This window comes from Paraburkholderia caffeinilytica, assembly GCF_003368325.1.
GTDB classification, from domain to species: domain Bacteria; phylum Pseudomonadota; class Gammaproteobacteria; order Burkholderiales; family Burkholderiaceae; genus Paraburkholderia; species Paraburkholderia caffeinilytica.
The window spans coordinates 4,198,538-4,223,994 of record NZ_CP031467.1; the positions used below are offsets into that span (position 1 = coordinate 4,198,538).

At 59.5% G+C, this 25,457-nt stretch carries 23 protein-coding genes and 1 pseudogene; 22 read left to right on the forward strand and 2 right to left on the reverse strand.

Going from position 1 to position 25,457, the window contains the following annotated elements:
* The first annotated feature begins 2 nt into the window (after nt 1–2).
* The 4 genes from DSC91_RS35060 to DSC91_RS35075 all read left to right on the forward strand — a co-directional run bounded on the left by DSC91_RS35060 (nt 3) and on the right by DSC91_RS35075 (nt 3,484).
* On the forward strand, nt 3–728 hold the full coding sequence (locus tag DSC91_RS35060; protein ID WP_115783042.1) for an amino acid ABC transporter permease: 726 nt from the start codon (nt 3–5) through the stop codon (nt 726–728).
* 8 nt (nt 729–736) lie between these two features.
* Nucleotides 737–1,465 (forward strand): amino acid ABC transporter permease, encoded by a 729-nt coding sequence (locus DSC91_RS35065; protein WP_115783043.1) that lies wholly within the window; start codon nt 737–739, stop codon nt 1,463–1,465.
* A 32-nt stretch (nt 1,466–1,497) separates the two neighbouring features.
* Nucleotides 1,498–2,250 carry an amino acid ABC transporter ATP-binding protein gene (locus DSC91_RS35070; RefSeq protein WP_115783044.1) on the forward strand — a complete coding sequence of 251 codons (753 nt, stop codon included), beginning with the start codon at nt 1,498–1,500 and terminating at the stop codon, nt 2,248–2,250.
* Between the two features lie 100 nt (nt 2,251–2,350).
* Nucleotides 2,351–3,484, forward strand: a complete 1,134-nt coding sequence (locus DSC91_RS35075) for an aminotransferase class V-fold PLP-dependent enzyme (RefSeq protein ID WP_115783045.1) — start codon at nt 2,351–2,353, stop codon at nt 3,482–3,484.
* Nucleotides 3,485–3,557: 73 nt separating this feature from the next.
* On the opposite strand, the gene DSC91_RS35080 is transcribed toward DSC91_RS35075, so the two are convergent.
* Nucleotides 3,558–4,463 (reverse strand): LysR family transcriptional regulator, encoded by a 906-nt coding sequence (locus DSC91_RS35080; RefSeq protein ID WP_115783046.1) that lies wholly within the window; start codon nt 4,461–4,463, stop codon nt 3,558–3,560.
* 216 nt (nt 4,464–4,679) lie between these two features.
* Here DSC91_RS35080 and DSC91_RS35085 point away from each other — a divergent pair, with 216 nt between their 5' ends.
* The 8 genes and pseudogenes from DSC91_RS35085 to DSC91_RS35125 all read left to right on the forward strand — a co-directional run bounded on the left by DSC91_RS35085 (nt 4,680) and on the right by DSC91_RS35125 (nt 13,702).
* Nucleotides 4,680–5,570: an NAD(P)-dependent oxidoreductase gene (locus DSC91_RS35085; RefSeq protein ID WP_115783047.1), complete on the forward strand. Its 891-nt coding sequence runs from the start codon at nt 4,680–4,682 to the stop codon at nt 5,568–5,570.
* A 35-nt stretch (nt 5,571–5,605) separates the two neighbouring features.
* Complete coding sequence (locus DSC91_RS35090) at nt 5,606–7,096, forward strand: aldehyde dehydrogenase family protein (RefSeq protein WP_115783048.1); 1,491 nt, start codon at nt 5,606–5,608, stop codon at nt 7,094–7,096.
* A 77-nt stretch (nt 7,097–7,173) separates the two neighbouring features.
* Nucleotides 7,174–8,490, forward strand: a complete 1,317-nt coding sequence (locus tag DSC91_RS35095; RefSeq protein WP_115783049.1) for an MFS transporter — start codon at nt 7,174–7,176, stop codon at nt 8,488–8,490.
* Nucleotides 8,471–9,499 (forward strand): glutamate cyclase domain-containing protein, encoded by a 1,029-nt coding sequence (locus DSC91_RS35100; protein WP_115783050.1) that lies wholly within the window; start codon nt 8,471–8,473, stop codon nt 9,497–9,499. The genes DSC91_RS35095 and DSC91_RS35100 overlap by 20 nt, the downstream gene beginning before the upstream one ends.
* A 59-nt stretch (nt 9,500–9,558) precedes the next feature.
* On the forward strand, nt 9,559–10,878 hold the full coding sequence (locus tag DSC91_RS35105) for a PLP-dependent aminotransferase family protein (protein ID WP_115783051.1): 1,320 nt from the start codon (nt 9,559–9,561) through the stop codon (nt 10,876–10,878).
* A 2-nt stretch (nt 10,879–10,880) separates the two neighbouring features.
* Complete coding sequence (locus DSC91_RS35110) at nt 10,881–11,891, forward strand: glutamate cyclase domain-containing protein (RefSeq protein ID WP_115783052.1); 1,011 nt, start codon at nt 10,881–10,883, stop codon at nt 11,889–11,891.
* A gap of 867 nt (nt 11,892–12,758) precedes the next feature.
* Nucleotides 12,759–13,185 (forward strand): annotated as a pseudogene (locus DSC91_RS35120) (NAD(P)/FAD-dependent oxidoreductase); the annotation flags it as partial.
* A gap of 103 nt (nt 13,186–13,288) precedes the next feature.
* On the forward strand, nt 13,289–13,702 hold the full coding sequence (locus DSC91_RS35125; protein WP_229758127.1) for a CoA transferase: 414 nt from the start codon (nt 13,289–13,291) through the stop codon (nt 13,700–13,702).
* A 572-nt stretch (nt 13,703–14,274) separates the two neighbouring features.
* On the opposite strand, the gene DSC91_RS35135 is transcribed toward DSC91_RS35125, so the two are convergent.
* Nucleotides 14,275–15,885, reverse strand: a complete 1,611-nt coding sequence (locus DSC91_RS35135; RefSeq protein WP_115783056.1) for an IclR family transcriptional regulator domain-containing protein — start codon at nt 15,883–15,885, stop codon at nt 14,275–14,277.
* A 164-nt stretch (nt 15,886–16,049) separates the two neighbouring features.
* Here DSC91_RS35135 and DSC91_RS35140 point away from each other — a divergent pair, with 164 nt between their 5' ends.
* The 10 genes from DSC91_RS35140 to DSC91_RS35185 all read left to right on the forward strand — a co-directional run bounded on the left by DSC91_RS35140 (nt 16,050) and on the right by DSC91_RS35185 (nt 25,407).
* Nucleotides 16,050–16,856: an RraA family protein gene (locus tag DSC91_RS35140; protein WP_229758087.1), complete on the forward strand. Its 807-nt coding sequence runs from the start codon at nt 16,050–16,052 to the stop codon at nt 16,854–16,856.
* 4 nt (nt 16,857–16,860) lie between these two features.
* Entirely contained in the window at nt 16,861–17,313 is a 453-nt protein-coding gene (locus DSC91_RS35145) for a nuclear transport factor 2 family protein (RefSeq protein ID WP_167470540.1), read from the forward strand.
* Nucleotides 17,310–18,773, forward strand: coding sequence for an aldehyde dehydrogenase (NADP(+)) (locus DSC91_RS35150; protein ID WP_115783058.1), 1,464 nt, complete (start codon nt 17,310–17,312; stop codon nt 18,771–18,773). Before DSC91_RS35145 ends, DSC91_RS35150 begins: the two co-directional genes overlap by 4 nt.
* The gene (locus DSC91_RS35155) at nt 18,770–19,066 is read left to right on the forward strand and encodes a Dabb family protein (protein WP_115783059.1); all 297 of its coding nucleotides are present in this window, start codon (nt 18,770–18,772) and stop codon (nt 19,064–19,066) included. The genes DSC91_RS35150 and DSC91_RS35155 overlap by 4 nt, the downstream gene beginning before the upstream one ends.
* A gap of 71 nt (nt 19,067–19,137) precedes the next feature.
* The gene (locus DSC91_RS35160; protein ID WP_115783060.1) at nt 19,138–19,911 is read left to right on the forward strand and encodes an SDR family NAD(P)-dependent oxidoreductase; all 774 of its coding nucleotides are present in this window, start codon (nt 19,138–19,140) and stop codon (nt 19,909–19,911) included.
* 10 nt (nt 19,912–19,921) lie between these two features.
* Nucleotides 19,922–20,620: an SDR family oxidoreductase gene (locus DSC91_RS35165; RefSeq protein ID WP_115783061.1), complete on the forward strand. Its 699-nt coding sequence runs from the start codon at nt 19,922–19,924 to the stop codon at nt 20,618–20,620.
* A gap of 55 nt (nt 20,621–20,675) precedes the next feature.
* Nucleotides 20,676–21,965, forward strand: a complete 1,290-nt coding sequence (locus tag DSC91_RS35170) for an MFS transporter (RefSeq protein WP_115783062.1) — start codon at nt 20,676–20,678, stop codon at nt 21,963–21,965.
* Between the two features lie 18 nt (nt 21,966–21,983).
* Nucleotides 21,984–23,123 carry a mandelate racemase/muconate lactonizing enzyme family protein gene (locus DSC91_RS35175; protein WP_115783063.1) on the forward strand — a complete coding sequence of 380 codons (1,140 nt, stop codon included), beginning with the start codon at nt 21,984–21,986 and terminating at the stop codon, nt 23,121–23,123.
* Entirely contained in the window at nt 23,123–24,100 is a 978-nt protein-coding gene (locus DSC91_RS35180; RefSeq protein WP_115783064.1) for an aldose 1-epimerase, read from the forward strand. Before DSC91_RS35175 ends, DSC91_RS35180 begins: the two co-directional genes overlap by 1 nt.
* 140 nt (nt 24,101–24,240) lie before the next feature.
* The gene (locus tag DSC91_RS35185) at nt 24,241–25,407 is read left to right on the forward strand and encodes a porin (RefSeq protein ID WP_115783065.1); all 1,167 of its coding nucleotides are present in this window, start codon (nt 24,241–24,243) and stop codon (nt 25,405–25,407) included.
* The last annotated feature ends 50 nt before the right edge of the window (nt 25,408–25,457 follow it).

The following is a 25,457-nucleotide window of genomic DNA, read 5'->3' on the forward strand; positions in this document are numbered from 1 at the left end:
CCATGCAACTCCTGTTCGAAACAACAGTCGATGGAAATCACTACATCAACTGGTTGCTCTCAGGCCTTTATTGGACTGTGCTGCTGTGGCTTGGCGCCGCCGTCATCTCGGCGGTGCTCGGAGTGGTGGTTGGTTCGGGTCGGACGTCGCGCAGCAAGGTGCTCCGCACGTTAAGTCGCGCGTACGTTCAAGTATTCAGGAATATCCCTCTGCTGCTTCAGGCGTTTCTCTGGTACTTCGTCTTCCCGGAGATTCTGCCTGCCGCATTGGGAAGTGCAATCAAGCAAATACCTCCACCGTGGGCCAGTTTCGTACCTGCATTGATTGCGGTCGGCCTGTACACGGGAGCGCGCGTCGCCGAGCAGATTCGTGCAGGCATTCAGTCATTGCCGAAAGGACAGCGTGAGGCAGCACACGCGCTGGGGCTGTCTAGCTTTACCACGTACGCATGCATCCTGGTACCCCAGTCGCTGCGAACAATGGCGCCCTCACTTACAAGTGAAGCATTGGCATTGCTCAAAAACACATCGGTCGCAATGACAATCGGCCTGCTCGACCTGACAGCGCAGGCACAGCAGATGAATGAGTTCACGTTCCGGACCTTCGAGTCGTTCAGCGTGGTCACAGTGACGTACTTCGCCCTCTCGATTGTCATCTATGGTGCGGCCGAAATTATGACGCGGCGGTTCTCCATGAAATCGAATGTCCCAACGGTCAGCAAGGCATAGAGGCAAGCATGACTACGTATGACCTTGGAGCCATCCAGCGCGCGCTCCCGTATCTCGGCGAGGGCATGGTGTTCACCCTCAAGCTCACTGTCTTCGCGTTTCTCGGCGGCCTGGCTATCGGGGTTGTCCTGGCCGTGATTCGTCACATCCGGGTCCCGGTGCTCGACCGTATCGTCTGGGCGTACGTGACGGTCATGCGGTCAATTCCGCTCATCATGGTGCTGTTCTGGTTCTTCTTTCTTGTCCCGCTAGCGCTTCGCCATTTCTCTCCGGCGGGAATCTCGGTCTCGGTAAGTCCGCAACTGACGGCCTTCGTTACGTACACGCTTTTTGAGGCAGCCTACTTCTGCGAAATCATCCGCTCGGGCCTGCTGTCCGTGCCGAGAGGTCAATATGAGGGAGCGAAAGCTTTGGGCTTTTCTACCTGGCATGCGTATTCACTCGTCATCGTTCCACAGGCACTCAAGGCGGTGATCCCAATCATGGTTACGCAGGCAATCATTCTGTTCCAGGACACGTCTCTCGTGTACGTCCTGTCGCTGACTGACTTTGTCGGGGCGGCCTCGAAGATTGCCCAGCGTGACGGCAAGCTTGTCGAGTTTTACACCTTCGCGGCTGTCGTCTACTTCGTAATCTGCTCCGGCGTCTCGGAGCTTGCTGACTACCTTCGGGCACGTCGCCAGGCAAAGGGCGAAACACGTACTCCGGCTCCAGTTGGTGTCACCGCAGCCAGTTGACTCCACCCAATCACCCGTTACAGGGAGCAGAAATGAATGCAACCGAAATCCCGGTCGTCGAACTCGTATCGCTAACCAAGCGCTTCGGCGCGCACACTGTTCTCAACGACGTCAACCTGAAGATAGGTGTGGGACAGAAAGTGGTGATTTGCGGACCATCAGGGTCTGGGAAGTCGACCCTTATCCGTTGTATCAACGGGCTGGAGGACATTGATAGCGGAGAGGTCGTCGTCCGCAATCCACAAACTGGCGAGCGATACCAGAAACCAGCAGATGTACGTCGCCATGTAGGCATGGTGTTCCAGAGTTTCAATCTGTTTCCGCACTACACGGTGCTCCAAAACTGCATGCTCGCACCCGTGAAAGTGAACGGCGCAGGCAAAGATGAGGCGAGGGAAATTGCGACACGGTTGCTCACCAAGGTCCGCGTTGCAAATCAGGCGGAAAAGTATCCTCCGCAACTGTCAGGAGGTCAGCAACAACGAGTGGCCATCGCAAGAGCGTTATGCATGAGTCCGAGCGTTATGCTCTTTGACGAGCCAACTTCGGCATTGGACCCGGAGATGGTTAAGGAGGTCCTCGACACAATGGTTGCGTTGGCGACCGAGGGCATGACGATGCTCTGCGTGACCCACGAAATGTCGTTTGCGCGGCGGGTCGCCGACCGAATCATCTTTGTAGACGCCGGCCGCATCCTTGTCGACGCCTCGCCGGACGAATTCTTCAGCGACGCAGCCCATCCGCGTGTGCGCGAGTTTCTTGGTCAGGTGCTGGCACACGCCTGAATGAAAGACCGCCCACCGACGAGCACACTCGCGGCGCGGCACTTCCCCCTACCATCTTCCATTTTGCAGCGCCCGTTCGGGCGCGCAGCAACTAATGCACATGACAAGACTCCTCGATAACGCGGCAATCAGGGCGGATTTTCCCGTGGCCAGCAAAATGCTCTATCTGGACTCGGCACACCAGACGCCGCTAGGCGTGACCGCGAAGTTGGCAATCGAAGACTTTCTCGCGGAAAGCTTTGAGATGGCGGGTCCAAAGCCAAAATGGCTGGCCCGGGTTGAGCATGTGCGGGGGGGCCTGGCGTCATTCATTGGAGCATCTCCTGACGAAATCGCATACACGAAGAACACGTCGGAAGGCCTCAACATCGCTGCCAATGCGATTGATTTCAACGCTGGCGACAACGTCCTGCTGATTGAAGGCGACCATCCCAACAACGCCTATACGTGGCTGAATTTGCGTCGTAAAGGCGTCGAGGTGCGGTTCGTCAAATTATCTGGAGAGGTTGCGAATGCCCAGACTTTCGCTCCCTACGTCGACTGCAAAACGCGAGCGATATCGCTTTCGCACGTGACCTTTCACGCCGGGCAGCGACACGACATCCGGTCTATTGGCCAGCTTTGCAAAAAGAAGGCTCTTTATCTCGTTGTCGATGCAATGCAGTCGGTCGGAGTCTTGCCGCTTGACGTCAAAGACCTGGGGATTTCGATTCTGGCGGCAGGATGCCACAAAGGACTGCTGGTGCCCCAAGGGCTCGGATTCCTTTACGTCAATTCAAGCCTCGAAAGCCTTGAGCCCGTGTATCTCGCCACGGCTGGGCTCGCGAATCCGCCGGCCGATTTCATAGCACGTCCCGATGATGTCACTTTGCGAGCAGGGGCTGGTCGATTCGAGCTCGGTAACTTCAACCTGCCAGGGATTCATGCGCTGGGCGCTACGTTGGGATTGCTCGAGAACATCGGCGTCGACAACATTGAGGCGCACGTCCTCAGACTCGGGGACAGACTTATCGAGCATCTCGATGACCTTCGCATCCGACTTGTCGGGCCACGGGATGCGACTGAGCGTGCGCACATTTACACGATGGCGCTCTCGCCTGACTGGTTGGCGTATTTCTCAGAGAACAATGTCCGCGTATCGCCAGAGCGCGATGGCATCAGAATTTCGTTCGGCATTTTCAACAACGAAACAGATGTTGACGCTGTCGCAGACCTTATCCGAAAACGCCTTTAAGCCCCAGAAAGACTTCGTTCGAGAGCGAACGCGCTCAACTGGCCGCTGCGGCCGACCAGCCTCAGCCTAGCCTTCATTCCGATGGTTCGGCGGCCAGCGTTAGTGCATCGAGAACCGCCGCGATAGCGGGTCGTTTTGCGGTTCCGCGGGGCAAGACCATGAATACGCGCCGGTTCAACACGGGGTCAATTGGAATGACCGAGAATTCGGGGTCTTTCTCTGCCAGCCGCAGCGCGAGCCGTGGCAACACAGCGACGGCACAGCCGGTCCGGACCATTTCCAGCGTGACTGCCGTGTTGCGGCTGCTTGTCGTCACTTTCGGGGTGAACCCGCCTGCATAGCAGGCGTTCAGAAGGAACGTGTGGTAGGTCGCCGCCGACTGATTCAACGCCCAGCGTTCGTGCGCGAGGTCCGATAGCGCAATGGATTTTCGTCCAGCAAGCTTGTGCTTCGACGATACAACCGCATCAAAGTGGTCAACACATAAAGGATGAAACTCAAGTGCACTTGCGAGTGCTTCGGCGCTCACGAGGTCATCCACGATGGCGAGGTCGGTCTGCTTGGCCGCGGCCGCTCTCAGGCCTTCGGATGGTTCCAGTTCGGTAAATATGACGTTCAACTGAGGGTGCTGCTCAAGTAGTCGGCTGATGGCGACCGGCACGACACTGCTCGCCAGCGACCCGAATGCCGACATTCGCACCTCGCCACTGACTTCCACATTCGCGGCAGCGACCTCGGACTCAATATCCGCGACCATTTCGAACAAGCCAGTCGCTCTTGCCACCAGACGCCGTCCGGCAGGCGTCAGTTGGACGCCGCGACCTGACCGCTCGATTAGAACCGTCTCGAGTTCCTCTTCCAGTTGGGCGAGCTGTTGAGAAACGGCTGGCCGCGTGAGACGGACCGCTTCCGCGACCGCCGAAATCGTTCCAAGGACCGACAACTCGTGCAACAGATGAAGGCGGCTGAGGTTGAGCATCCCGCACTCCTACAAGGATATGGAGCAAATGGTAAGCGAAACTTACTCATAGGGTCAAAAAGTGTCGTCTTTTTTTTCTAAATTTGTCTTCCTATAGTCACATCACCGGCACGCAATTTCTGGTCGAAACAAGGGAAAACCCTTGTCTGACAATGACTTAGGTGTTGCGCGTTTTGCCCGGCTTAACCAATCAGATTCCAGTTGGAGGAAGCTCAAATGAAGGTTGCATTTATCGGAGTGGGACGCATGGGTGGCCGTATGGCAGCCCGTCTGGTCGCAGCGGGTCATCAGGTGCGCGTGTTCGACCCTAGCCAGGCAGCCGTTGACGCTCTCGCATCGAAGGGTGCAATCGCCGCGAAGAGCCCTGCTGAGGCAGCGCAGGATGCGGAACGCATTCTCCTCAGCCTGCCGAGCCCGAAGACGCTGCGCGATGCGGTGACTGGCGAAACCGGTGTTCTGCAGACGGCGGCAGAAGGCGCAATCATTGTCGACTTCAGCACCGTCGACCCGGCGACGACCAAAGAGATTGCTGCTGCAGCCGCAGCAAAGAAAGTCAGCTTCGTCGATTCGCCCGTGAGCGGTGGGGTTGCAGGCGCCGAGAACGGCAAGCTCGTTCTGATGGTCGGTGGCTCGCCCGAAGTAATCGAAAAACTGAACTCGATTTTTGAAGTTCTGGCCGGCCGCGTCGTGCATTGCGGAGATACGGGCGCGGGTCAGCTCACGAAACTGAGCCACAACCTGCTCACGGCAATCAACACCGTCGCGCTCGGCGAAGTCCTGACCGCGAGCGTCAAGGCAGGCGCGAAACTCGACGTGCTGTGCGACGTCCTGACCGCTGGCCTCGCTGGCAGCAAGATGCTCGACTACCTGCCGAAGACCCTGTTCACAGAGCAGCGCCCGGCCAACTTCGCCATTGACCTGATGCACAAAGACATCAAGTTGTGCCTCGACGAATTCTCGAATCTTCCGATGCCGCTCGGCCAGCTCGTGCTGCAAACCTACAACGCGGCTCGCGCAAAGGGTCTCGGCGGTAAGGATTCGACCAGCGTGAATGAAATCTACGAAGAGCTGCTTGGCGTGCGCCTTAGCCTGCCCGTCGCCCAGTAAGTCAATTGAACACCAAAGGAAATAACGTGAATTCCATGACCGACAACGTATCCGCCGAAATCGTCGTTCCGAAGGCGGGCATTACCGGCCTGCTGATTAACAACGAGTGGCGCACCCCCGCAAAGGGCAAGACCCTTGATGTCGAAAATCCGTCGCGCCGCACGAAGATTGTCTCCATCGGTGCGAGCGACGAAGAAGACGTCAAGGCGGCCGTTGCCGCAGCGAGCGCTGCTTTCCCTGCATGGCGTCGTATGGCATCACGTGCACGCGGCGCACTTCTGATTGAACTGGGCAATCGCGTCACCGCCAACGCTGAAGAAATCGCTCGTGTTCTCGCTGCCGAAAGCGGCAATGCACTGCGCACGCAGAGCCGCCCGGAAGTTCTGGGCGCCGCAGAAGTTCTGCGTTACTACGGCGGTGTCATCGCCGAACAAAAGGGCGAAACGCTCCCGCTCGGTCCGGGTCTCTTCAGCTACACGACGCGTGAGCCGCTCGGCGTCGTCGGCGCCATCATCCCGTGGAATTCGCCGGTCGTCCTGGCGGCCGTAAAAATCGGCATGGCGCTTGGCACTGGCAATACGCTGGTTCTGAAGCCGGCAGAAGACGCGCCCCTCGCCGTTATCAAAATCGCAGAACTCGCAACCGGGCTGTTCCCCGCGGGCGTATTCAACGTCGTGACGGGCACGGGTATCGGTGCCGGCGCTCCTCTCGCGGCGCATCCGAATGTCGCGAAGGTTTCGTTTACCGGCTCGCTGGAAGTCGGAAAACTGGTTGGTCACGCGGTTGCTGACCGCATTGGCCACGCAACGCTGGAGCTCGGTGGCAAGAGCCCGTGCATCGTCTATCCCGATGCAGCGACCCCGGAACATATCGACTCGACGGTCACCGGCATCATCAATGCGATGCGCTTCGCCCGCCAAGGTCAGTCGTGTACCGCCGGCTCGCGTCTCTACGTCCATGAAAGCGTCTGGGACCAGGTGATGACCCAAGTGGTCGCCAAGGTGAAGGAGCTGAAAATCGGCGACTCACTGGACGAATCGAGCGACATCGGCGCAATCATCAGCGCTGAGCGCTACTCGGAAGTTCGCGCGTTCATCGAAGAAGCCATCAACAACGGCGCGAAGGTCCTGACGGGCTCGCTGCCGCCAACAGTCGATGAAGCGAAAGGCTTCTTCCCTGAGCCGGTGATTTTCACCGGCGTCGACAACAACTGGCGCGTGTGCCGTGAAGAAGTCTTTGGCCCGGTTCTGGTGGCATTGCCCTGGAAGGACGAAGAGGAAGTGTTGCAATGGGCGAACGACTCCGTCTACGGCCTTGCTGCTTATGTCTTCACGAATGACCTGACCACGGCGCTGCGCGTCACGGAAAAAATTGACGCGGGCTGGTTGCAGGTCAATCGCGCTGGCGGCCAGATTCCGGGTATGTCGTACGGTGGCGCGAAGCAAAGCGGCATCGGTGCCGAGTATTCCATTGAAGGCGCACTGGAAGCGTACACGTCGCGAAAGAGCGTAACCATCAACGTGTAACCGCTGCAGATAAGGTAGCCCGGCGACCGACCGGGTTACCACCACACCTTTACCGGGCAATAGGTTGGGAGTTAATCATGAGCGCAAATCTGGCAGCAACGGCTTCGGACGAAGCTAAGGAGGCTCGAAGCGTTTCGACGCGAGCAGCATTCAGTTCGTTCATCGGCACGACGGTCGAATGGTACGACTATTTTCTGTACGGTACAGCCGCAGCACTGGTATTTCCGAAAGTCTTCTTTAATGACTTAACCCCGGAGCTGGCAACGCTTGCTTCGATGGCCTCCTTCGCCGTTGCATTCGTGCTGCGCCCGCTCGGAGGTATGGTCATCGGTCACTTCGGTGACCAGATGGGCCGCAAAAAGATGCTGGTCTTCACCCTGCTTGTGATGGGAATTTGCACCGCCGGCATCGGCTTTCTGCCCTCGTACAACTCAGCGGGTCACTGGAGCCCAGCGCTTCTGATTCTCCTGCGCGTCATCCAGGGTTTCGCTTTGGGTGGCGAATGGGGTGGTGCAGCACTGATGTCAGTCGAGCACGCGCCAGAGGGTCGCAGAGGTCTTTTCGGAAGCACCATGCAAATGGGTGTACCGGCCGGCTTGCTGGTGTCTACCGGAGCATTCGCTCTCGTTTCTGCGTTGCCGGACCAGCAGTTCTTCGCATGGGGATGGCGTTTGCCGTTCATCTTCAGCCTCGCCCTGCTGGCAGTCGGGATGTACATCCGCCTGCAGGTGTCGGAGCCGCCAGCTTTTGAGAAGGTCAAAGAGTCCGGCAATGTATCGCGCGCCCCGCTGCTTGAAGTATGGCAAAACGAAAAGAAGAAGACCGTCATCATGGTGTTCTTCCAGACCGTGGCGAATGTCGGCTACTTCCTCATCACCGTTTATGCGCTGACGTACATCACCGGAACATTGCATCTGCCGCGGAGCGTTGCATCGACAGGCCTCCTCGTTGCAGCCGCAGTCGACCTCTTCATGCAACCGGTTTTCGGATGGCTTTCCGACAAGGTTGGCCGGCGAGTCGTCTACGGGTTTGGTGCCATTTTCTTCGCACTCTATGCATTTCCGCTGTTCTGGCTTCTCGATACTGCGAACCCGGCACTTATCACGGTCGGACTTGCTCTTGGCCTCGGTATCGGCCACGCGTCCACCGGCTCGCTGCATGGCGTTATTTACGCTGAGCAGTACCCGACTCGTTACCGGTTCAGCGGCTCGTCGACCGCGTACCAGCTCTCCGGGATTATCTCCAGTGCGCCAACGCCGCTAATTGCCGCGTGGCTCGTGGCGCGAAGTGGCAACTCGATGTCCGTCTCCTGGTACGTGGTGGTGGCGGCAATCATTTCACTGGTCTGCGTCCTTCTTGTGAAGGAGACCTATCGTGAACCTATCGACCGTTAAGAAGAGCGTAACAATGACTTCGGTTAACGACCAGATTACAGGTGAGCGGATTGACCGTCTTATGACAGTAGAAATCCGTCCGCTAAACGGCGGTCTTCCAGCAGGCTACGTAGTGCCAATGTACAACGTGTGCCGCGCTCACCATGGAGAGCCACTCAGTTCACTCGCAGCACGAAAGCTCACCGACACATTGTCCCGCGGTGACGTCGTTTTCATTGCCACGGGGGCCGGGACACCACCCAATCTGCCGCAAGGTGAAACAGATGGCCCGGTTGGCGCCGCGGTTCTGGCCCGTGCGCTTGTAGTCGCCTTCGGGGTGCGCGTAGTCCTTGTCACCGAAGATGCACATGCTGCCCCGGTGATGGCGGTTGCTGCAACCATCAATGCCGAATTGGGCGGCCCCGCCGCAATTTCGACAGTGTGCTTCCCGCTGGGTCTTGAGCCTGGCCGCAGTATCGCGCAAACATTGATGGAAGAGTACCGACCGAGCGCGGTCGTCTTCGTTGAACGCGATGGCCCGAACAAGGAAGGTTACTTCCACGGGGTACGAGGTGATTGTCGTAACCCTGAAGATGTCGGTCACGTTTACCTGCTCGCCGATTTTGCGCGCAAGCGCGGGGTGCTGACGATTGGCGTTGGCGACGGTGGCAATGAAGTTGGGTTTGGCGCGGTTCGCGATGCCATTACTGCTGTGCACCCGCTGGGAGGCAAATCGCTAGCTGGGCATGAATCCGGCGTTGTCACGGTGACGGTGACCGACGTGGTTGTCAGTGCGTCGGTCTCGAACTGGGGTGCGTATGCAATCGCCGCAGCGCTTGCCGCGAAGACTGGAAACATCGACGTGCTTCATAGCCAGACCCTCGAACACGAGCTGATTGAGGCAACAGTGAGAGCCGGTGCCAGAGACGGTGCGACGTCTAAAGCTGAGGTCGCAGTGGACGGCATCAACTGGCAGGGCCACACCTCGTTTGTCGAACTATTACGAAGCATTGTCATTGTGTCGCTATGAACGACAGGCACCGGCAAATCTCTCGCAGCAGCACCCAACTGAATTAACAGGTGTAAGTCATGAATGACGTGAAGGACGTTAGCAATGCAGCAAAAGCTGCAAGTGTTAGTCCCGTAAAAACGGACAGTTTCGGAAACCCCATCGACCCAACCGTCGGCTTTGCCAGAGGCTCCATCATTCGCTCCAGCATCGACGAGGCACTTCGGCTTCGCCATGGACAGGCCGTCGCGGCGAAACGGGTGAAAACACTTGGCGCAGAGTCGATAGGTGTATTCACTGGCAATCAGCGCGATTTCCCGATTAAGGCTGATGACATCGCCACGCTTTGCGAGGAGTGGGTCGGCCCGGGACTCGAAGCGGAGTCGCTGCGCCAGGTCGCAATCGGTCACATGGGTGGGAAAACTGACGATGCGGTTGCTACGTTCAATCGAACCAGCGCTGGCATCATCGCCACAATCGCAGCGCTCGCCGGCGGCAAGCCGGTCGTGTCCGTGGTCCCGCCTGGCGGACGCTCGCACGCCTCCGTGGTCCGCGGTTCGAAAATCGCGGGCGTCGCCGTGGTCGAGGTGCAGGGCGACAAGGAGTGGCTGACGGCAATTCAGAAAAACGCGCCCGCTCTGGTGGTCATTACCACGGTCACGAGCAGTCTCGAGCGTCTGGACGACCACATCACGACCCAGGTCACGGAATACGCTCACGCACTCGGCGCGACTGTCTTTCTGGACGAAGCTTATGGCGCACGTCTTCGCACCGTGTTGCACGGCGGTCAACTGAGTCTTCAGATGGGGGCGGATATCTCCATCACGAACTGCGATAAGGCGGGGTTGTCGGGCCCGCGTGCAGGCGTCCTTGTGGGGCGCCCAGAGCTGGTTACAGCAGCAGCTGCAAAGGGCGCTGAGTTTGGTATGGAGGCACGGGCTCCGATAGCAGCCGCTGTATTCCGGTCGCTTCAGAAATATGAGCCCGAAGACCTGCGCAAGGAGTCTGCCGCGGGTCAACAGCTTGCCACCGTACTCGAAGCGAAGTTGGGCAAGGAGCTTGTCCAACGGAGCGACCTCGGACCGATGGTCGACGAAGACGCGGTGCTCCGTGTGCTCCTGGAGCTCGCGGGCAAGACAGGTTCGAAGCCGGTCGTCGTTCCGTGCGAAGCCACATCGGCGCTCGGCATGGTTCTGCTTCAGGACTACGGCGTATTGACCGTGAACACCCACGGGCAACCGGGTGCACGCGTATCGCTGCGTCTCAAACCGACGCTCGATGCACTGGGTCGCGTCGGGGGCTTCGATGCTGTTGTGACGGCGGTTATGGAGTCTCTCGATAAGGTCGCGAAGATTATCGATAACCCCGACGCAATCAAGCGCCTTATCGTAGGGAGTTAAATATGGCTTCAAGTATTTTCAGTGCCGTCGATGATAGGCTGGATGCACTTATCTCGTTGGACCTGGGCGGACGCGGCGTCGAGCATCTCTATCTGGCTGCCCGGGAGCGACAAGGCGGCTCCCTCGTGGGTGCCGCAGCCGATGCGCTCGCAGCCATCCCTGAAAAAGCGAACGTCTTTGTGACCACCGGTTCGGTGTCACGCGCGTGGATTTCGCCATCCATTGGCGAGAACGATGGTCCAGCCGGACTTGCGGCAGTCGTGCGCGCGCTCTCACTGGCGAAGAAGGCGCTTTGCATCACCTTCGTCGAAGAGACGCTTATCGAAACTACTTCGGCGATTCTGACGACGGCAGGTCTGACTGTTCTTCCCTATGAACAGGCCGTAATCGCGCGCGACGATGGCAGCCTGGCCGTTGTGTGTGTCGAGCCTTTCCCTGTCGAGGACTCGGCGGCAAGAGACGCTTCGAAATCGCTTCTCGACAAATACGACCCGGCACTGTTCTTCTCTACGGAGCGCGTCGGTCGCAACGTCGACGGCATTTACTGCAGCATGCGTGGTATCGACTACGGAATGGGACGGGCTCGCATCGATTTCCTCTTCGATGAGGCTATCGTGCGGAAAATCCCGACGGTGGCTGTCGGCGATGGTGGTAACGAGATTGGTATGGGCGTCGTCATGGACGCCGTTCAGAAGCACGTCAAATTTGGCGACAAGCGACCTGATGGCAGCAAGGGTATCGGCGCGGTGACCGGAACCGACGTGCTCGTGACAGCAGCATGTTCCAACTGGGGCTGCTATGCCATCGCGGGCGCCTTCGCGGCTCGCCAGGGCAAGGCATCGCTGGCACACACGCCGGCGTTAGAGGCTTCTCTCCTCAGGCGCGGCGTGGATGTCGGTCTAATCAACTCGGTAGCAAATATCGTCGACCCTAACGTCGACGGGATTCCCGAGGCGACGCATCTGGCCGTTGTGCAACTCATCTCGACGATTATCAGTCCAGCGTTCAAGTAGTATTTGTTGAACGGTATCGAGCACCGTGTCTCAGACAGAGCGCACAAAGCTAGGCCAAACCCCCGTTCTTCGGAGCGTGGAGTATTTGTTTTTTTGGGCGAAGCAACTCCGGGCAGCGCCATATTACGGACATGGCGCTGTTCTTTCGAGACAGCTCGAGTTGCGCCCACATTCAGACTCACCTCATCGCCGTCCTCGTCGCATTCGCGGGCTCAAGCGGCACTCCGGGCGTGCCGCGCTCCAGTTGAAAACCTGCACAGGAACAAACCGCCATTCAAAGTCGTGAGGGTTCTTGTGCGAGCCGCCGATGATGCCGCACCTACGCACGGGTTGTTCAAGCGCCCCGGTCGCCTTAAACCTCTCCTGACGCGGCAGGTCGCCGTTTCCTGGGCCGCACTCAAGAAGACGATAACTAGAAAGAAAAATCTTCCTATAGAGTCAAAAAGTGTCGTCTTTTTTTTCTTAATTTGACTTCCTATAGTTGCGACATGGGCTTGCAACTGACTGTGATTTTCGGGAAAAACCTGCCGATAAATCAGGTGGTTGTGGTGGCTCTGAAAACGTTGGCTCATCGCCTGTTGTCGTTCGGTCAAATTTCCCGGGTGGGCCGGTAGCCACGCAAATCGTCCTAACCATCAAGCTACTGGTGCGCAAATGAACTCGTTCGAAACCCCTGTAATCGCCTTATCCCCATATCTCGTAACTCGCAGCACCGAGGCTGCCGTGTGCGTTAGCGCAGGTAAGAAGGCTTCGCTTTACGTAGTCATGCTGCAGGCTCCAATGAACGCACTTGCCAGCAATGTTTCCGACCGCGCTGACGTTTCGTCTGTCGCAATTCTCGGCTACAACTAAGTACAGGAGCTTGTGATGCATCGCATCGTAATCGTGGGCGGTGGCGCCGGCAGCCTTGAATTAGCTACGCGTCTTGGCAACAAGCTCGGGAAATCGAAGCGAACTCACATTACGCTGGTTGACCGCTGCCCGACTCATGTCTGGAAGCCGCTGTTGGATGAAGTGGCAGCAGGAAGTCTCGATGCGCATGCACATCAGATTGATGTATGCAGCACAAGCTCATTGGCATCACTTCGAATTTGTCCGCGGCGAAATGGTCGGACTGGAGCGCGCGTCGCAGTTTCTACGTCTTGCCCCCATATTCGACACGGAATACGATAACGAGGAAATCTTGCCTGCGCGAAGCATCGGGTACGACGCGCTCGTTCTTGCCTTGGGCAGTCAAACACACTTTTTCGGGGTGCCGGGCGCGCAGTCGAATGCGATACCTCTTGATACCTTGCCGTAGGCCGAACGATTGAGGTGTAGTCTTCTCCAGACTTGAGTCAAGAAGGCCGCCCTCAATGCCTCAGGTACCGAGGCGGCAGTGAACGCGGCAATCATTGGTGGCGGCTACGGGCGTCGATCTGGCCACCGAAGGCGGGCGCTTCCAGGCGCGTCATGCGATTGCGGCGGTGCTGGAGCCGTGGTTTGCTGGACGCACCGTGGCAGAGATCGGTGAACGCTTCGATGGCAGCGGTGTGCTATGGGGCGTATATCGCGATTTTCAGCAACTGATCGAAGAGGACTGGCGCTGCTCCAACGATAACCCCATGTTTGCGCCAGTCGACCAGCCAGGCGTCGGACGGGTGCTGACGCCGCGTGTGTCCTTGTCGTTCGCCGAAACACCGGCGCCTGCGCCATCTGTTGCGCCGATGCTGGGAGAAAATACGGGCGATGTGCCTGGGCGTTTGCTCGGGCTTACACCCGAACGAGTCAATGACCTGACTGCGCGTGGAATTGTTGAAAGGATGATTTGACTGGTGGGTTCGCGCTCGATCGCGATTGCTTCGGGCGAAATTGCGCAAGTGGTCGTTCAGCGCAATATCTGGTCGTGACGCCGGCTGCTGAACCGGTAGGAGCCAGCGGCGCTGCAGTCGTATGGCCGGTTGTCGGTCTCATGCCGGGCTTTTCGTATGGCCGAAAACTGGACGTCCGTGGCACGTAAGCGCTATCCACGAGCAGCCGTCAAAAGCCGTGCGGCAGACCGGTCGCTTGCCTGGTGTATTTTTCCCTATCCCGTCTCCGGTTGACATGTCTTCCGGGTGTGATCAGACATCTCGAACGACATTGCTTGGTTATGGAGCGTCCCCGAACAGCGCCTGTACTGGAGTGATGTTCGGCGGCCCTAAGCTCACTGAGCTGTACGTCACGTACGATGGGGCGTCCGATATGAGGTATTCGGCAGAAGGAGGATAAGGGCGGGCTTTTTGCTGTCGTCGGACTTGGTTTGCGTGGTTTGCGGGAGCCGCGATACACCGGCGATTCCGTGCCGATCCAACGGGCGCACGCGGCCTTGCAATGCTCGCAGGGGCGAGTCTGGATGAACGAATCACGCCTGCACCCTTGCCGGCGCGGCGCCGGGGCGCACTTTCAGCAGTCGCCCTGACCATGGGGCACTCGTCAGCGATTCGAGCGACTGCAGATGCCGGTCGCTCGTCACGTACAACGCTGGACCGTCCGCATCAGGCACAAAGGCGAGGCCAGTCGGCGCCGCCACCGGCAGACTGACAAGCCGGTCCACGCTGCCATCGGCCGCGAACCGCACGAGGGTCCAGCCATCTTTTAGCGCGGTCCAGAGGCCGCCGTCTTCGTCAAGGGCAATCCCAGACAGACGCCCTGAACCCTTTGGCATCGAAGCCAGCCGACGCACGGTCGGCGATCCTTTGCGCAGCATGAACAGGGTCCCGGAATCAGGGGCGACGGCGTAGGCCGTGACGCCGTCGTGAGCCCAGGTCATTGCTTCGATCCGCTCGCTAAAGCGCCAATGCGGTCTGACGCGGCCCTCGTCATCCACGACGCCGAGGCTGCACTCCGTATCGCCTTCGGCGCACAAGGCGACCCAACAGCCACCCTGAGGATCGACACAAAGCGCGTTTATCGCAGGGTCGGTCCACACCGAGGCGTCGCTTATCCGCGTGACGTGGCCGTCTGCTTCGAGCCGCACGTAATGTCCGTCATGAACGACAATCAGCGTGTCGCCGCGTAACAGCATGGCTGTGATCGGCGCGTCGAGACGCGCGATGATGCGATCCTGTTTGCCGTCGAAGCAATGCACGGCCGGCGCGAGCGCGTCGGCCCAGTAGAGGCAACGGCTCATGCCAGACCACACGGGAAACGCACCGTGAAACGCCCAACCGTCGCTGACCGGTTCGACTTCTTCCACGCCGGACTGATACCTGCTCACGGTCAATTGCGAACCGACGCGCCGTGCGGCGTCGGCGAGTTCCGGACCGAGCAGTTCGAGCCTTGTGAGGCTTAGCCTGTAGGCAGGACCTGCGACACTCAATGCACCGCGCACCTCGCCCGCGGTATCGACAATTGGCGCGGCTACGCAGCGCACGCCGAGCACGATTTCCTCGTCGTCGATCGCGTAGCCGCGTGAGCGCGTAATGCCGAGTTCTATCTGCAGGCGCCGGCGATCCGTGATCGTGTGCGGCGTCAGCGCGTCCAGCGTGATGCTTTTGACGAGCGCCTCGCACTGGTCTTTCGGCAGCCGCGACAGGATTGCCTTGCCCTGACCCGTGCAATGCAGCGGCTTGCTTTGTCCGAGCGTGGCGGCCGAGCGTTGCGAATGCGCGCCGTCGCATCGTTCGAGCGACAGCACCGTACCGCCGTCCAGCACCGCGAGGTACGACGTTTCTCCAGTCAGATCGCGCAGCGTGCGCAATTCCACGCTGGCTGCGGCGACCAGATCCGGCATCAGGTACGCGTTGCGCACAAGTTCGAGGTAGCGAAAGCCGAGCCGGTAAACCCGCCGCACCTGATCGCGCCGGACCAGCCCGCGTTCGACGAGGGTCGCGAGGATGCGATACAGCGTGGTCTTTGGCAAGCCGGCCTGGTCGAGTAATTCGGCGTTGCTCATGCCATTGGGCGCCGCGCCGATCAGATCGAGCACGCCCAGCGCCTTATCCAGTGATGCAGTTCCTTCTCCTACGCTCATATTCCCATCCTCTGGAACTCACGAATGAAAACGAGGATAGCACCCGGTTTCATCTGAAGGAGTCGCGAGCTAGCATTCTCCTCACGATGACGCACCAAACAGCAGATTCAGTTCCAGAGTGTGGAACTGAAGATTCGCGAATTCCCACTGAACAGGAAACGCCAGTGAAGATCCACCACTATTCAGATTCCCTCGAAACCGACGTCGCGCGCGATGTGGAGGTGAGTGACGAAGTACTTGCGAAACTCGCCCGGGTGAGCAGCGGTTCGCTAACGACGCAACTCTTCAAGCACGGCTACAAGCAGCCGTCGCTGGTCGGCTTGCGGCCGCTCAACCAGGACGTCGAGCCATTTGCGGGCCGCGCGTTCACGATGCGCTTCATTCCGGCGCGCGAAGGTATCGACACCTACGGCACGATGACCACCAAGCCGAACATGGACAACCTGCAATGGCAGGGCGTTGAACAGGTGAAGCCGGGCGACGTGCTGGTGATCGATAGCCAGAACGATCCGCGTGCGGCGTCGGCGGGCAACATCCTGGTCACGCGCCTGCTCGCGCGTGGTGCGAAGGCGATCATCACCGACGGCGCGCTGCGCGATGGCACCGAGATCGCGAGGCTGCCACTGCCGGCCTACGCCCGTGAAGTCACGGCGACGACGCGCATCGCCTATCACCACGTGGCGGATCTGCAGGTGCCGATCGGTTGTGCGGGTGTCGCGATCTATCCGGGCGACATCATCGTCGGCGATTCGGATGGGATCACGGTCGTGCCGCCGCATCTGGCCGCCGAGCTGGCTGATTTCTGCACGCAACAGGACGATCTCGAGGGTTACCTGGCGATGCGTATCGCCGCGGGCGAAGCGCTGTGGGGTGTGTACCCGCCAAGTGCGCAAGCCTACGAGGACTACGACAGGTGGGTCGCGGCCGGGCGTCCGCAGATTCCCGCGGTGTTCGACAAGAAGGGGGCCTGAAACGATGGGCGCTATCGACCACGCAAAGTACGCCGCACTGATTCGCCGCTATTTCGACGCCTGCAACGAAGCCGACTACGACAAGCTCGTCTCGTGCTTCACGCCCGATGCCGTGCATTACTTTCCGGCTGGCTTGCCGGACATTCCGTGGCGCACGGCGGACACGATCGCGCGTAAATGGCAATGGTGCGTGGAGAATCTCGGCTCGCAATGGACCATCGAGAAAATTCTGGTGAGCCATGACAGCCATGAAGCGGTGATCGAGTGGACTCACTGGAAGGGCAAGCTCGGCACCGCGCTGCGCGGCGACGAATGGTACGTCTTTGACGAAGCCACGGGCCTGATTCGCGAAATCCGCGCGTACTACGCGGCGCCAGCGGACAAGGAAGTGAAAATCAACGAACTGGTTGCGTTCGATTACGAAGCGCGCGGCTATCACTTGAGGGCTGGGTCATGAGCGAAGCGAATCCCGCGTTTGCCGCCATCGACCACGCCACCGCACAAGCGCACGAGGCGTCATCGCACTGGGCCGCGTCGACGGCAAGCGAACGCGCTCGCTTGCTGCGCGGTCTCGCAGATGTGCTTGAGCAGAACGCCACCGCACTGATCGCGCTGGCTAACGACGAAAGCGCTCTTGGCGAACCCCGTCTTACCGGTGAACTGGCTCGCACTGCATTTCAGTTGCGTGGTTTCGCGTCCGCAGCGGAAGCGGGCGTGCCGTACTTGCAGATCGACGATGCCGCGGCGCCTGGTGCGCCGCCCGCAGGCCGGCCACGCCTGACGCTGGTTCAGGTGCCACTTGGCCCGGTCGCGATGTTCTCGGCGAGCAATTTCCCGTTCGCGTTCTCGGTGCTCGGCGGCGATACGGCATCGGCGCTCGCTGCCGGTTGTCCGGTGATCGTCAAGGCGCACAGCGGGCATCCGGCGTTGTCGCGCAAAGTGTTCGAGCTGGCCGTGGCTGTCGTGGCGCAGCAGGGCCTACCGGTGGGTGTGCTGACGCTCGTGGAAGGCGCATCGCGCGAAGCGGGCGCGTACCTGGTGCGTCATCCGAACATTGCTGCAGTTGCGTTTACCGGTTCGTATCAGGGCGGCGTCGCATTGTGGCGTGTCGCGAATGAGCGTCCGCGGCCAATTCCATTTTTCGGTGAACTTGGTTCGATCAATCCGCTTGTTGTGCTGCCGGGCGCGCTGGCGAATGGCGTGGCCGAAGTGGCGAAATCTCTGGCAGGTTCGATCGCGCTGGGTTGCGGGCAATTCTGCACGAGCCCTGGCTTGATCCTTGTCTTCGACGATGCCGATGGCAGGAGTTTTACGGCTGCGTTGGCCGATGCGCTGAGCACGCAGTCGCCGCATCGAATGTTGACGGACAGTATCCGGTACGGCTTTGACCATGCAGTCGGGAAGATGGCGAGTCACGCCGCGGTGCGCTCACTAATCGAAATGCGCGAACCCCGCGAGCTGCACGAAGCGGGCGATGACAGCTGTGCCGGTCCGTGGCCGCGTCTGTTCGAAGTCGAGGCCGCGGCGTTTATCGCCAATTCGGACCTGCATGAGGAAATGTTCGGACCCGCCGCGCTGGTCGTGAAGGTTCGCTCGGTTGCCGAGGTGCTCCAGGTGCTGCAGGCCGTGGAAGGGTCGCTTACCGTCACGTTGTGGGGTGTTCAACAGAATACCGCCGACAACCTCGCACTCATTCGCGCCGCGGAGCAGATCGCGGGTCGCGTGCTGTTTGGCGGTGTGCCAACCGGCGTGGCAGTTACGCGTGCCCAGCAGCACGGCGGTCCGTGGCCCGCCTCGACGCAACCGCAAACCACATCGGTCGGCTATGGAGCGCTTGCACGCTTTCTACGGCCGGTCGCGCTGCAGGATGCACCGGATTGGCTCATCGCGGCAAAGCGCGGAGGGACGCTGTCATGATGAAGCACATTGTGATGTTCCGCCGCCTGGCGACGGTCGATCGTCAACCTGAATTCGAAGCGCAACTGGTGGAGCGCATGCGTGGTCTGGACAGGGAGATTCCATTCGTACGCGCATGGAAAGTGTCGGCCAACGAACTCGAGCGCGCGATCTGCTGGGACTATCTGCTCGAATCGGCATTCGACGATCGCGATGCGCTCGACCGGTATCTGCCGCATCCAGCGCATGTCGCGTTGATTACTGACCTCAAGCGCTATTTCGAATGGGCTGCGTGTGACTACAGCGAGACCTGAGGTGTCACTATCCGGTCACGCATCGTTGTTACGAAGCGCTGCGCAATCCATTGTCTGAAGGGAGTTTTCATATGCATACCGCGAGGGTGGCGCTCGTGACGGGCGCGGGCAATCTCAAGGGAATCGGGCGTGGCGTGGTTCAGCGTTTGAGCGAAGCGGGAATCGACGTGGTCGTCAATTACCTGAGCGAGGATGATGACCATGTGCAAGTTGTAGAGGACGCGCGAGCCTTGGGCCGGCGCGCGTTTGCGGTGCGCGCGGACCTGACGTCGAAAGAGCAGATCAGGTCGATGTTCCGCGAAATACAGAGCACGTTCGGCCGTCTCGACATTCTCGTGAACAACGCGGGACGGTGTGTGTGGGAGAAGGCGGTCGACATCACACCGGCGGGCATGAGCCAGATCATCGACGTCAATGTGCGTGGGACCATGGAGTGCTCGCGTGAGGCGGCACGCCTGATGATTGCGAACGGACGTGGCGGGCGCATCGTCAATATCTGCTCGCTTCAGTCGAAGCGGCCGACGCCGTCGATGTCGGTGTATTCGGCCAGCAAGGCGGGTATCGACCATCTGACGCAATGCCTCGCGCTCGCGCTTGCGCACCACCGGATCACGGTCAATCAGGTATGGCCTGGGTTCGTGGACACCGACATTAACGGTTCCAAGCCCGAACTGAACACCAGCGACGCACGAGAAAAGTTTCTCCAGACCATTCCCGCTGGACGATGCGCGACGCCGAAAGATCTCGGCGAGGCGGTGACTTACTTCTGCCGCGAAGAAGCGGATGTCGTCACGGGCGCGACGTTGAAGGTCGACGGCGGAGCCTTTATCCGCTGTCTGCAATGAGGTCCGGCAAATGAAACAAAACATTCTGATCGCCTGCGGTGATCGCAATCCCTCGCTCGACGAGGCCCTCGAAGCAAACTTCGCGCGCGAGGCAGCAGTAGTTCTGCGCAGTCAGGCGACCACGCGCAACGAGATCTTCACCGAACTGGCCGCGCTCGAACAGCTCCACGGCGGCATCGACGCGTTGGTGTATGTGTCGCCCGATCCGGTGGAGATTGATTTTCTCGACGACGCCGATGCACATCTGCTGGACGGCCGCCTGGAAAGCGACTTTGCTGCGGGCGCATGGTGGTTGCAGGCGGTGGCGCGTTCGATGGTCGAGCGAAGGGGGCCAGGCAGTTTGGCCTTCGTCTCGCATGTCAGCGCAATCGTGCCGACACAGCGCTTTTCGTTCAGCGCGATGAGTCAGGCGATGTTGATGAACCTCGCCCGTACGGCGTTGCTCGAGTTGGATCACGTGGGAATTCGATTTAATTTCATCGTGCGCGGCTGGGCTGAGCGCGGCGCTGAGAAAGCGTTTTTCGAAGCGTTGCAGAAGGTCCATGGCGAAGACCATTATCCGCCGCTGCATTACGCAAGCGACGCAGACGTTGCGAGCGCCTGCACGCTGGTGAGCGGTGCGAACGCGCGCGCCATCAACGGCGCAACCGTGACTATCGATGGCGGTTTTTCCGTCAGTCGTCTGATCCGGCGGATTCCAGCCGACTGATGCATGCGCCGTCCGATGACGGTGGGCGACATATAAAAAAGACGAAGGAGACACGATGTTTTTAGCCAACCGCTACCGTGGCACGATACTGACCATGCTGTTTCTCGCGATGGTCATTAACTACATCGACCGGGCCGCGCTCGCTATCGCGATGCCATTCATCACAAAAGATTTTCATTTGAGCGTAGCCGAAAAGGGTTTGATCTTCAGCAGTTTCTCGATCGGCTACGCGATCTTTAATTTTGTCGGCGGATATCTCGCCGACCGGTTCGGTGGCAAGCGTGTATTCACCTGGGCCATGACGGTCTGGTCGGTGTTGTGCGGACTGACGGCGGGCGTATTCAGCTTCAGCACGTTGCTAGTGGTGCGCGTGCTGTTCGGGGCGGGCGAGGGGCCGATTTCCACCACGGCGAACAAGGTCGTCAACAACTGGTTTCCGGTCAAGGAGCGGGCGCGCGCGATCGGTATCAATCAGGCGGGCGGTCCGCTCGGCGGCGCGCTTGCCGGACCGGTGGTGGGCTTGCTGGCGCTGTGGCTCGGCTGGCGCGTGGCGTTTGTCGTGATCGCCGCGCTTGGACTGACATGGGCGTTCTGCTGGCGCAAGCTGGCAACGGAATATCCTGCCCAGCATCCGAGGGTCACGCCGGCCGAACTCGAACTGATCGGCCGGCACGATGATGAAGATGTCGTCGAAGCATCGTCCGCACGGCCGATGCTCACGCATGTCATCTTCCAGCGCGCGGTGCTGGTGACCGGCATCTCGCTCTTTTGCTACAACTACATCCTGTTTTTCTTTATGAGCTGGTTTCCGAGCTACCTGATCGACGCCAAGGGAATCAGCCTGAAGAACATGAGCTTCGTTTCGGCACTGCCGTGGCTGATCGGCGCGCTGGGCTATATGAGCGGCGGCGCGTTGATTGATGCGATCTACAAGCGAACCGGCAAGCTGTTGCTCTCGCGCAAATGCGTACTGGTGACGTGTCTGCTGGTCGCCTCGTTGTGTATCGGGCTGACGGGACTCGTCGACGACGTGAGAGTTGCCGTCGGCGTGATGACCGTGGCCATCGGCTTTCTGATGCTGACCGCGCCGGCCTACTGGTCGATCATTCAGGACAGCGTGCCGCGCAATCAGGTTGGCACTGCGGGCGGCTTCATGCACGGTCTCGCGAACGTGTCCGGCATCGTCGGTCCCGCGCTGACCGGTTTGCTGATCCAGCGCTCGGGCAGCTATGCGACAGGCTTCGTGCTGGCCGGCACGCTCGGTATCGCCGGTGCGCTGATCGTTGCGTTGTTCCTCAAGAAACCCCGCCCGTCGCTGGTTACGGAATACCCGGCGACGGTCTGAACTCTAGGTTGACTCACCATGAAAATCGCCTCTTTCGAATCGGAAATTTATCGTGTCCCGCTGACCGAAGCATGGGGTTCGTCGAATTACTCGTTCACGTCGCTCGAATTCGTGATCGTTTCGCTGAAGAGCGACAACGGTCTGATCGGCACCGGCTGGACTTTCAGTGTCGGGAACGGTGGGGCAGCGTTCAAGAGTATGATCGACTATTACCTCGCGCCGAAGGTGCTGGGTCAGGATGTATTTCAGGTCGAGCGGCTGTGGAGCAGGATGTGGCTCGAAACGCACGATGTCGGTTCCAGCGGCGTCACCACGCACGCGATCGCCGCCATCGACATTGCTATCTGGGACTTGCTTGGCCAGGCATTGCGGCAGCCGCTGCACCGTCTGCTTGGCGGGTATCGCGACAGTCTGCCGGGTTATGGCAGCGGCGTGAACCTGCATCTCGATCAGGACGCATTGCTCGCACAGATGGAGTCGTTCCAGGCGCAAGGCTACCGAGCGTTCAAGATGAAGATCGGCAAGGACGATCCCCACGAAGATCTCGAACGTGTTATGGCGGTGCGTGCGATGGTCGGCAATACAGCGCGCCTGATGGTGGACGCGAATCAGAAGTGGCATCCATCGGAGGTGATCCGCCGCGTGGACATGCTCAAACCGGCGAATCTGTTCTGGCTCGAGGAGCCGACGTTGAGCGACGACGTGGACGGCCACGCGCTGATTCGGAGCAAACTTGTGACGCCGGTGGCCGTCGGCGAAAGCCTCTATACGAAGCACCAGTTTGCGCATCAGATTACACGCGGCGCATGTGACATCGTGCAGCCGGATGTCTATCGCGTAGGCGGTATCACCGAGTTCATGAAGATCGTCAAAATGGCGGAGAGCCATAACATCCCGGTGGCGCCGCACTTCGGCATGGAACTCGTCGCGCACATCGGCTGCGCGGTGCCGAACATCCTGTGCTTCGAGGGATTGCGCGGAGCGGGCTTGTCCGAGATGGGCATTATCGAGCGTCCGCTGACGGTGACCGACGGCACGATCCAGCCCGACGATACGCCGGGGCACGGCGTCAGGTTCGACATGGGCGTGCTGGCGCAATACCGGCAGACGCCCGAACGTCTCGCCCGCGAGCAGGTCACGACACGTACTGACGTGTGATGCAGGACACGACCGGTGAAGCACCTCGACCCACTGCGTCCTCCCTCGCATTGCCGATGGCGCACGTGAGCGCCTCGAGCGAGTCGCGTGTGCGTCTTGCAAGCGAATCGCTCGAAGCGGAACTGGTTCCGGGCTGGGGTGGCCGGCTCGCGCGGCTTCGCTCCATCGTAGAAGGTTACGACCTGGTCGCGCCACTCGAGCAATGGACTGCGGAGCCGTTCGGCTGGCCCAGGCGCGGCGCGTATCCGCTGATTCCATATTCCAATCGTATTGCCCACGCAAGGCTTGCCGTTCTGGATCAGATGTATGCGTTACCGCCGCACCCGCCGAGCGTGCCGCATACGTTGCACGGTGTTTGTCAGACCTTGCCGTGGCAATGCGTGGCGCAGACGCAGCGTCATGCAACGCTCTGCGTCGACTATGTGGGCGCGGAGTGGCCGTGGCCGATTCACGCAGAACAGACGTTCGAACTGGAGGGTTCCGAGTTGACACTGCGGCTTGCGGTGGAAAACCGCGCGGATACGCCGATGCCGGCGGGGCTCGGCTGGCATCCGTACTTCTGTGTGAAGGGTGACTGTGTGGTGAGCTTCGAAGCCGGACAGAAGTGGGCCATTGGGACGGACTACCTTCCTGACGGCGTGCGGACCCGGTCGGATCGTCCGGTAGTCGTGAGAAGCGACGATTGGAGCACTAATGAATATGCGGGTTACTTCTCCGAATGGTCAGGACGGGCCGTGTTGTCGGTTGCGGGCGGCTCGCTCGAAATGCACGTGTCGGAACTGTTAAGTCATCTCGTCGTGTTCGCACCGGCCGGAGCGAATTTCGTTTGCATCGAACCCGTCAGCCATGTCGCGAACGCATTCAATCTCGCGCATGGTGGCGTGCAGGGAACAGGCTGCCGGATGCTTGAGCCGGGCGAGTCGATGCAAGCGATGATCCGTCTTCGCTGGAAACCAAAGGACAGCGTGAGCGGATAAGAATTAGCGGCCGAGGGACCGTGTGGATACGCATCCGAATATTTTAGTGAATGTGAATTCACGATATTTTGGATAACGAAATATAAAAACAAACAAAAAAACAAACGCAAAGAACTGAATAATACTGAATGGAGATGACAATGAAAAAATCGTGGCTTGCGGCTGCCTGCGTGATCCCGTTTGCGAGCGCGGCTCATGCGCAGAGCAGCGTGACGTTGTACGGGCTCATTGATGTTGGTCTTGTCTACGCGAATAATGCTGGAGGCGCGAAGCAATATGCGATGGCCGTAGGTGCGCTGAACGGAAACCGTTGGGGATTGACAGGAGCGGAGGATCTGGGTGATGGCTACAAGGCAATTTTCAAGCTGGAGAATGGCTTTTCTGTTGCCACCGGTGCGCTGGGGCAGGGCGGTGCGGAATTCGGCCGTCAGGCTTTTGTGGGGCTGTCGGGGCCATTCGGAACGATGACGCTTGGGCGTCAATATGATTCGGTAGTCGACTACGTGGGCGTTCTGAAAGCCGGTGGCGATACCGCAGGCGGCTACGCGAATCATCCGGCCGACCTCGATAACACCGGCAACAACTATCGTGTCAATAACGCGCTCAAGTATGCGAGCCGCGACTATAAGGGCTTCAGATTCGGTGGTGTTTTCAGCCTCGGGGGCGTCGCCGGAAATTTCCAGCAGAACCGCGTGTATTCGCTCGGAGCGGGTTACAAGCAGGGACCGCTGGCGCTAGGCGTGGCCTACCTCAACGCCCGCAACCCCAATTTTTCCTATTATGGCAACAACCCGACATCGAGCACGACCGCGTCGAACATGTCCTCCATTCCGGTGTACTCGGGTTATGCGTCTGCGCAAACGCTGCAAACCATCGCCGCCGCAGCCGCCTATACGATAGGGACGGCAACAGCAGGCGTGGTCTATTCCAATGTTCAGTTCCTCAACCTTGGGGCGACGGCGAGCCTCAATCCCGGTGGATACAGCGGTAACGCCGTGTTCAATACCGTCGAACTGAATTTTCGCGTCTGGGTCGCCCCCGATTTTCTGATCGGAACGTCTTATGCGTACACGCGTGGCGCGCAGGTTAGCGGCGGCGCAGCGGGTGGCGTGACATACAACCAGTTGAACCTCGGGGTGGACTACTACCTGTCCAAACGTACCGATATCTATGCGGTTGTGTTCGGCCAGCACGCATCCGGAAAGGATTCGACTGGTAAAGACGCACGAGCCGCGATTTACGGATTGACGGCTTCGTCAAACGGGACGCAGATCGCCGCAACCGTCGGCCTGCGGCACAAGTTCTGACGACCAAGGGGGCCGCGCGGTCTCAGTGATTCAAAACGATACGGAGGATC